This window comes from Mesorhizobium sp. M7D.F.Ca.US.004.03.1.1, from assembly GCF_003998635.1.
Taxonomy (GTDB): domain Bacteria; phylum Pseudomonadota; class Alphaproteobacteria; order Rhizobiales; family Rhizobiaceae; genus Mesorhizobium; species Mesorhizobium loti.
On the sequence record NZ_RZQG01000174.1, the window covers coordinates 1 to 8,565 of the forward strand.

An 8,565-nucleotide genomic window follows, 5' to 3' on the forward strand; every position below is an offset into this window, starting at 1 on the left:
CTCTTTCAGCACGGCCGTCTTCAGGCGGGGCAGAGCGTCCTTGCACATGGCGCAGCCGGCGCCGTCGGTTCGATGGTGACGCAACTCGCACGTGAGGCCGGTGCCTATGTCATCGGCACCGGACGCGCGGCCGACCGACAGAAGGCACTCGACTTCGGCGCAAACGAATTCGTCGACCTCGAGAACGACGCCCTGGAAGACGTCGGTGGAGTCGATCTGGTGTTCGATGTCATCGGCGGGGACATCCAGAAGCGGTCCGCAGCTCTGATCCGGGCCGGAGGAACGCTGGTGACCGTCGTCGGCCCGGCCGAGGCGCGGCCCGCAGACGGCCTGGCGGTTGACTTCGTTGTCGAGTCCGATCGCGCCCAACTGAGTGAGATCGTCCAGCGGGTGCGGGACGGGCGACTGCGGACGAACATCGGCAAAGTTTCGGCCCTCAACGAGGCCGTTGCAACCTTCAACGCGAGCGAGCGACACACGGGGAAGACCGTCATCCGCGTTCGTCCGTAAGAACTTGGGGAGAGAGGGCGTAAGCGCGTCGTCATATCGCTCAGCGTGTGGCCCGGCGAGACGCGTAGACAATAGTCGAGGAGAGAGGAACCCCTTCGAGGATCGGCTACGACGTAGACCAAGAAAACAGGGCGCATGGCGGGGTCACGGCCGAACTGCGGCTTGCAGCTCCTTTAAATCCCGGACGGTCCGGTAACGGCTCTAGCTGCAATGATGGCGATCCATTTTTTTCCCTGACCAATTAAGACCAAGGAGAACTCACATGGGTCATTCTCATTTCGATGATGCTAGCCGCGAGCGCGCAGCCTGGAACGTTGGCAGGAAGGTAGGGACGAACCGCCCGCTCACGCAGAAGCAGATCTGGGCCTCTTTGAGATAGTTCAGAAACGCTGACACCCGAGCGCTCAGGAGCCGCTTGGACGGGTAGAGCGCCCAAAGGACAATGTCAGGTCCGTCGACCTCGCCCCATTCTACCAGCGTGCCGTCTGCGAGCTCGTGGCTCACGAGCGACAAAGGTAAGCGGCCGGCGCCAACGCCGGCTCGCACCGCGTCCTGGACCATGACAAGGGATGTTAGCGCCAGAACGGGCTCGATCATAATTGGAGTCGGGCCGGTGGCGGTCATCACTTGCCAGGTCAGTCGATCGCTCGCCGATCGTACGACGGCGGGCGCTGTCGTGTTCGCCGTCGGCCGGGCGAGACCCGGGCTCGCGGCGACCACCAATCGATCGTGCAGGAACGCTCGCCCGATAAGGGTCTCATCCGGATCAGGGTTTACCCGAATCACCAGATCAAACCCCTCATCGATCATATCCACAGCGCGGTCATCCGTGGAGACCTCGAGCCGAACGTCCGGGTACTTCAGCGCAAAACCGGCGGCGATCTTGCCCAATGCGGTTTGAGAAAAAAGCAATGGTGCACTTATCCGCAGTTTGCCTCGCGGCTTCTGTCCGCCCGAGGCAATCGCTGCTGCGGTTTCGTCCAGTTCGGTCAGCAAATGGCCTGCCCGTTCGTAGAGCGCGCGCCCTTCCTCGGTCAGTTTGAGTGCCCGCGCGTCACGCTCGACAAGTCGCAATCCCAGGCCAGCCTCAAGTTCTGCCACCCGTCCCGTGCTGCACGGCCGAAGCCGCCGCGGCGAGCACGAAATCCGCAAGAGCCAGCAAATCCCTCTGTTCCACCAATGAGACGGTGTGTCCAATATCAGCGCCTATCGCATCATATGTGAACCACTCATATTTACGACAACAACCTACCCAACTGCAAACGTCTCACCCAACGAGGAACAAAGCCATGATCAAGTCCACAAACGACAATCCCCACGCCGCGCAGACCAAGATATTGGTTTTGGGGGCGACGGGGCCGACTGGCCGGCTCATCGTCAGCCAGGCATTGGCACGCGGATATGAGGTGACGGCACTGGTCCGATCTCCCGAAAAAGCGGCGGAAATGAAGGGCGTTCGGCTTGTTGTCGGCGACGCCCGCGACCAGAAGACCCTAAGCGAGGCCGTCACCGGGCAGGATGCCGTCATCAGTGCCCTGGGCACTCCGGCCAGCCCGTTCAACAAGGTGACGCTGCTCTCGACCGCGACCCGCGCGCTCGTCAAGGCAATGAAGACTGAACACATCTCGCGCCTGATCACCATCACCGGGATGGGCGCGGGCGACAGCGCCGGCCATGGCGGGTTCCTGTTCGATAACGTGATTTTTCCGCTGCTCCTGCGCAACGTCTATGCGGACAAGAACCGGCAGGAAGCCGTCATCCGTGAGTCCGACCTCGATTGGACTATCATCCGGCCATCCGTTTTGAACAAAAAGGCGGGACGCGCCAATGTCCGCACTCTAACCGATCTGTCCGACTTCCATGGCGGGACCATCTCGCGGGAGGACGTTGCGAAATTTGTCCTCGACCAGGTGCATAGCGACGCCTGGCGGCATCGTTCGCCACTGATTACATGGTGAGGCCCGCCACGCCCCATCGTCAAACCAGCGGCGGTTGCCGGCAACCCGTTGGCGCATAAACTCAACGAAGGCTCTTGCAGCCGGGCTACGTTCCTTACCGGCAGGCATGACTAGACTGACATCGACGGCTGGAACGCTCCAGCCTGGCAGAACGCGAACGAGATTGCCGGCCTCGATCTCAGGCGCAGCCACATATCTCGCCGTAACCGCGATCCCAGCCTCGTTAAGCACCATGCGATCTATTGCCGTGAGATCATTTGCGGTGAGCCGAGCGGTGGACTCGACCTGGTCCTCCACGCCGTCCCTGTCGCGAAGCGGGGGAGACCATCGCCACGGGGGATGAGGAGCAGATCGTCGGTGCGCAGCTCGTCGATCGACCTGGGCCAACCGCGCCGTCCGAGATAGTCGGCGCAAAAGGGATAGCGAAACGTAAGTGATGAGTTTCTTGAGATCCATCAGTTCCTCCCATCATACGCGTCGCTGCTCAGCGTGCTGCTATGCGCGAAAACATGGCGCGTCCCGCGACGAGCTCGATCCAAGATTCACGCTCTCACCGCGGCGACGATGAGAGCGTCGAGCTCGTGTTCGGCAGCGAGATGTCTTGCGACATCAGCAGCGCGATCCGCGCTACGAACGTGGTGCGGGTCGATCCGACTTAGTATCGCAGTCTAATCCTCGATATCGATCACCTGTTCGATCATTTCATCGGTGACGTAAATATCCGACGGCCTGGTCGCCTGCTCATTCATGTCGCCCACGTCTTCCCAAACGGGGGTGCACCTGGTCAGGCGCGGATTGAGCACGTTGCGATCGTATTCGATACAGTCGACGTAACGGAGCTTTTCAAGTTTCGCTGCGTCGATCCATTTTCCGTCTTCGGTCGGACGTGCGCCCTCCTTAAGTCGCATCGGCAAGGATCGCATCCACTGCGAGCTAAACCCGTTCCGATGACCACCCGACAGCAACTCTGACGCTTTGCACGCGGTGAAATCATATCCCATGACATTCATGCTGTTGACGACGACCCTGTCGTCTGGCCCAGCTTCGACCTCGATGTAGATCGGAAGGTTGTCTTCCGTCGCCGCCACGATCTTCGTGACGGTGACCATCGTCCCCTGCCGAAGCGACCGCTCTCCGGACGGCTCCCAGGCCGTTGGCCCGACCTGCTTGAGTACCGGGATGCTCAGTCCTTCAAATTCTGCGACTGTAAGCGACCTGTTAGAAGGCAGGTTATGCGCCAACCAAGCGGGCTTTCCGACGAGATCGTCACCACTAATGAGACGCGCGTCGCACTGCGCATGCGCGGCCGCGCAGATCGAAAGATAAAGAATCCCTGATAGGACGGTGCGTGCAGACTTCAATTCGATTTCCCCCAAATCCCCGAGGAGTCTCGTATTGTGGAGCAGGGTTCGTGGCAACCAGTATTCACGTCTACGACTTGAATGTTGCAGTCGGTCGCGGCGTAGCTGGATTAACGCCAATCCCGTTTCCTGAGATACCGATGAACGACACTTTTATCACTGGCAAGGTCATGGAGATCGTCGACAGGCTGTCGGCGCTGTCGGCGCTGTCGACAAAAATGGACGGCTTCATTGAGACCCAGACCTCGGTCCACTCCGACATCGAAAAAGTCCGCGCCGACGTTGCTACGATGAAGTCGGACATCATGACGTTGAAGAACGAGAAGGCTAAACAACGGGCCTATCTCGCTGGAGGTTACGATGATGGGCTGCAAAGCCTGCTGATGCCGGCGCTCTACCAGCGTTGGACTAACAGCAGGAAGCGTCGGTGGAATGGCTGCTGCCTTCACCGGCTATACCTCTTCAGGTCAAAGAAACCAGGAAGGCGATTTCTTACAACTTCCTGGACGCTGAGATCGCGACAAGTGGGGCGCTGCACCGCCTTCAGTTCGGAGCGGAAATTTCACAATTGGGCAGGCGCCCGGTGGAGATGATTGCTCGGTTAGCACTCCCGGAAGGTTGAACTGCGCCACATCTCACGATGGTCGCGATTCGCGATATCGGCGGGTCTCTAGACAGACAGCATCAAACGGCTAAGTATAAAATTGCTAGTATCAGAGGCTCGCCACCGAGGGCCTGCGAAAGCCACGAAGACACGTCTCTCTCGCAATGATTTCAATCCGCCCATCACTTTACCTGGCGCTAAGTGCAACGATAAACCAAGTGCGAGGAAGCTCCCATGTCCTTCAGGGCTGCAGCAAAGGTAGGACGGCGGTCGCGGCCCAGGGGTCGGGAACTGCCCATAGTCCATGGCCTTTGGATAGGACCTAAGCTTTCACGCCTTGAAGAACTGACATTGCAGTCCTTTGTTCGCTGGGGACACGAATTTCATCTCTGGGTTTATGACGATCTTCAAACGCCGGTTGTGAAGGGAGTCGTCCTGCGGGACGCCTGCGAGGTGTTACCACGCAAGAGGATATTCAGAAAGCGAGCGCGCGACATCGAGGCGGGAGTGGGCGAGGGGAGCGTTTCTCCTTTTTCGGATCTATTCCGCTACAAGCTGCTTCATGACCATGGCGGTGTCTGGTCAGACATGGACATCACCTGCCTTAGGCCATTCGATTTCACCGAAGACTACGTTTTCAGGCCCCATCAATTGGGGATGGTTGGTAACTTGATGAAATGCCCCAAGGGCAGCGAACTGATGAAGTCATGCTATGAAGAGAGCGATTCAATCGCCAATGAAGACGTAGATTGGCACGCCCAAATCCGCGTCCTTAACAGAAATGTCGAACGTCTTGGCCTGACATCATATATCAGGAAAGACATATCAAACTTGGACAGTTGGCATCATGCAGTGCGTCATTTCGTAGAATCTGCCACTCCAATACCAGACAATTGGTACGCGATCCACTGGTTGAACGAATTCCAGCAGACCCTACGCCGGGACGACGGTGTCTACCGCGGTCAGAAACTTTCCGAAACGCCAGTTGACACCAACAGGCCGCCTGCTGGCAGCACGTTGCATGAGCTTTATCGATACTATGGACTCATCGATCCATACGAACGCTACACTCCGTTGTCCAATGCGGGCGGCGACCAAAAGAAGATTGGACGACACATCGATCTTAGGATGCGCCCGAGCGAAACGCAGCTAAACATCCTGCTGCCCTCGCTAGTACGGGGAGGCGCTGAGCGAACAGTAATCGAATGTGTTCAGTCCACTTTTGTCCAAAAGAGCGTGGCCACTTGCCTGTACACTATGTCGCCAGCTCAGAAAGGGTACGCAATCACGCCGCACGACAATCTCGTGGTTCATGTGCTAGACTATCTTTCAACCGAACGGGCAGCTCGGAAAATAGCACTGGAAGTAGCAAATTCGCCAACGCCACTTCTTTATGCCCATTCGGTGCCCTTGAATTTTCTGAAGAGTATCTGGGCGCTCGGAGTTGCGACGGTCCCTGTCGTTCATACTACCTCTGGCGAATGGATTGATGCGCCCGTTTGCTATAATCATCCATTAGTACCGTTTGTGGTGGCCACAGCGGATATCGTGGCAGACCAACTGCGGCGTGCGGGCTGCATCCGCCCTATTGTGACGTTACGGCACGAAATACAGCGGTCCTTCTCTCCAGAAGATCTTGCTCGACGACGTATTGAGCTTCGAAATGCATATGGATTGGCACCGGACACCCTACTAGTTGGGATGGTGGGTCGGTTTAGTCCGGGGAAGGCCTATACGAGGGCAGTGAGGGTGCTCGCGCAGCTCCAGCGGATTCGCAAGGCCAAATTAATGATACTCGGCGATTGGGACCATCCAGATGGCATGGGCCGTGCAGCGTATGAGGCGACGTGCCGCCTAGCACTGGAACTGGGCGTAATCGCAGACATGATTATGCCTGGTAACGTCCACCCAGTAGACCCATACTATGCGGCATTCGATGTGTTTATGAACACCAGCGTTTTCGAGGCCAGCTCGATTGCTCTAATGGAGGCGACACGTGCTGGATGCCCGGTTGTCGCGGCCGATGTGGGCGGAAATCGCGCGATTGTACCAGCCGACGCAGTCTTGGTTGAAGAACCGTCCGACATAAACGCTTATGTTACAGGTTTGCTCGATCGGGCTCAGCGTCAAAAACGGTGGCTGCCGAGTCCTCCAATCGATCCAGATATCATCCCACGTCTCTGGACACTGCTGGCCCAGTATGCGGTGCGATCGCCCTCTTCGCGGTCGATAGCGGAAGGCACATTGTTTGTCACACAGAACCTCAACATCGGAGGTCCCGCGCGGTCCTTGACACTACTCCTGACTAGCCTGCCCACATCAATAAAAACAGCCCTATGTGTGATCGACGGGATTTCGATTGCCCGTTTCCGCGCAGCACTAACCGACGCCCAGGTTCCCATTCTCGATCTCAAACAAGTCTCGGGCTTGGGCGAAATTACGGCCAGTTTGCTGCAATGGTTTGATCAACTGACGATGCGGTCTATATGCTTCTGGAACGTGCAGCCAGAGATCAAGTTGCTCTTGGCTAAAGTCCTGTTCGAACGCGATGTACGATTTATAGACGTGAGCCCGGGGCCGATGCTCTTCGACGAGCTCGCCGATGCGGCTAGATTCCAGCGGCGCATAATGTTTACCGCCGATGATTATTTCAAGAGGCTTGACGACTTCGTCGCCCTCTACGCGGGCGGAGCGCCCTCGCCGGTGGCGCCGCGACGGGTGTCCTTTATCCCGCTCGGCACTGCGCCCCCGCCTCGTTTCGTGCCGCTGCCGGAACCCGCGGATCTTCTCCCGGGTACTTTCGATCCGACTCTCGCCATCGGCACCGTTTGCCGTATTGTTCCGGACAAAAGGATCGAGTTCCTAATAGAAATGATGCGGCACGTTAATATGACACTACCAGGCGCGTCCCTGACAATCGTTGGTGGCCCAGACTCGCGTACGGAGACCTATTGGCGGGATCTGCTGGATCGCCAGCGAAGAGAGAAACTCGATTACATCCGGTTCGTTGGGCCACGTGAGGATGTGACGCCGTTCCTCGGCCAATTTCGTGTTTTCGTGATGGTTTCCGATCGGCAGGGTTGTCCGAACGCTTCGCTTGAAGCAATGGCCATGGGCTTGCCTGTCGTAGCCAATCCCGATGGTGGCACGGCTGAACAGGTTGATGATGGAGTAACGGGTTATCTCGCCTCCACTTCGCAAGCCATGGCCGATAGGGTGATTGAGTTGCTCGAAAATCCAAAAATGCTGCGAAAATTCGGTGAGGAAGGGCGTGCGAGGGTTGCCCAGAAGTTCTCGGTAGAGAAAATGGTTGCGCGCTATATGACTTTGCTTCGATATGAGAGTGAATTACCTGCGTCATGAGATGTCCCACTGCGACGAAACGGGTATATTATCAAGTCAGGCTTGACACGATGGCGCACGCAGAGTTGTCGCGAGAACAATAGCTCATGAGTAAGTTCTATCAGGAACTCGATAAGGCAGGTGGGTTCGATTACGAACTTTATCAGCTTCCGACCCTCAGCTGGAGAACATTTCGCGGGCCGCCGGTAGATACCTCTAAACCGTATCTTGCTTTCGTCGGGGCAGCTCAGACGTTCGGGCGCTTCGCAATGAACCCATTTCCAACCGAATTGGGCAGACGGCTGGATTTGCCCGTCCTGAACCTCGGGGTCGGAGGATCAGGCCCCCGACATTTCATGAATCGCGCCTACCTGGATCTCATGAACGGAGCAGAGGCCGTCGTACTCCAGGTGTTATCGGGGCGCAGCGCCTCGAATTCGCAGTTCGACAATTCCAAGTCGGGCGGTCATGCTGGGTACCGGACGTCGGACGGATCAGCACTGCGTTCGGAAGAATTATTTCGACAATTGGCAGCATCGTCATCGCAGAAGGAGATCGAGACGATCACCGAAGAAACGAGGGCGGACTATACGAACGTCTTTGTTAATTTGCTGCAGGAGATATCAGCTCCAAAAATATTGTTTTGGCTTTCTAGTAGACGTTCTGCATATGAAGACGACTATAGCGACTTGCCTTACAGTCTTTTTCAGGCAGTGCCTCAGTTGGTCAACGAAAGAATGACGAAGGAGATTGCGGCTTTCTCCGACGAATATGTCGAATGCATCTCTAC

Annotated in this window: 6 protein-coding genes and 1 pseudogene; 5 read left to right on the top strand and 2 right to left on the bottom strand. The window is 57.1% G+C overall.

The window, feature by feature from the left end; translation table 11 throughout:
- Nucleotides 1-510: zinc-binding dehydrogenase (locus tag EN935_RS12740; RefSeq protein WP_164771103.1), on the top strand; the 510-nt coding region annotated here is incomplete at its 5' end.
- 273 nt (nucleotides 511-783) lie between these two features.
- Here the strand turns inward: EN935_RS12740 and EN935_RS12745 are convergent.
- Nucleotides 784-1,687 (bottom strand): annotated as a pseudogene (locus tag EN935_RS12745) (LysR substrate-binding domain-containing protein).
- 112 nt (nucleotides 1,688-1,799) lie between these two features.
- Between EN935_RS12745 and EN935_RS12750 the strand changes: the two are divergent.
- Complete coding sequence (locus EN935_RS12750) at nucleotides 1,800-2,468, top strand: SDR family oxidoreductase (protein WP_127262192.1); 669 nt, start codon at nucleotides 1,800-1,802, stop codon at nucleotides 2,466-2,468.
- Between the two features lie 668 nt (nucleotides 2,469-3,136).
- On the opposite strand, the gene EN935_RS12760 is transcribed toward EN935_RS12750, so the two are convergent.
- Nucleotides 3,137-3,829: a hypothetical protein gene (locus EN935_RS12760; protein ID WP_127262142.1), complete on the bottom strand. Its 693-nt coding sequence runs from the start codon at nucleotides 3,827-3,829 to the stop codon at nucleotides 3,137-3,139.
- Nucleotides 3,830-3,879: 50 nt separating this feature from the next.
- On the opposite strand from EN935_RS12760, the gene EN935_RS12765 reads away from it, so the two are divergent.
- From EN935_RS12765 to EN935_RS12775, 3 genes are all read left to right on the top strand, one after another.
- Nucleotides 3,880-4,422, top strand: a complete 543-nt coding sequence (locus EN935_RS12765; protein WP_127262141.1) for a hypothetical protein — start codon at nucleotides 3,880-3,882, stop codon at nucleotides 4,420-4,422.
- Between the two features lie 362 nt (nucleotides 4,423-4,784).
- Nucleotides 4,785-7,796 carry a glycosyltransferase gene (locus EN935_RS12770; RefSeq protein ID WP_164757504.1) on the top strand — a complete coding sequence of 1,004 codons (3,012 nt, stop codon included), beginning with the start codon at nucleotides 4,785-4,787 and terminating at the stop codon, nucleotides 7,794-7,796.
- A gap of 86 nt (nucleotides 7,797-7,882) precedes the next feature.
- The coding region (locus EN935_RS12775) for a DUF6473 family protein (RefSeq protein ID WP_127373352.1) at nucleotides 7,883-8,565 on the top strand (683 nt) is incomplete at its 3' end.

Excerpts from the sequence above, each read along its gene's own strand:
- EN935_RS12750 (WP_127262192.1), top strand. The coding sequence starts at position 1,800 with ATGATCAAGTCCACAAACGACAATCCCCACGCCGCGCAGACCAAGATA.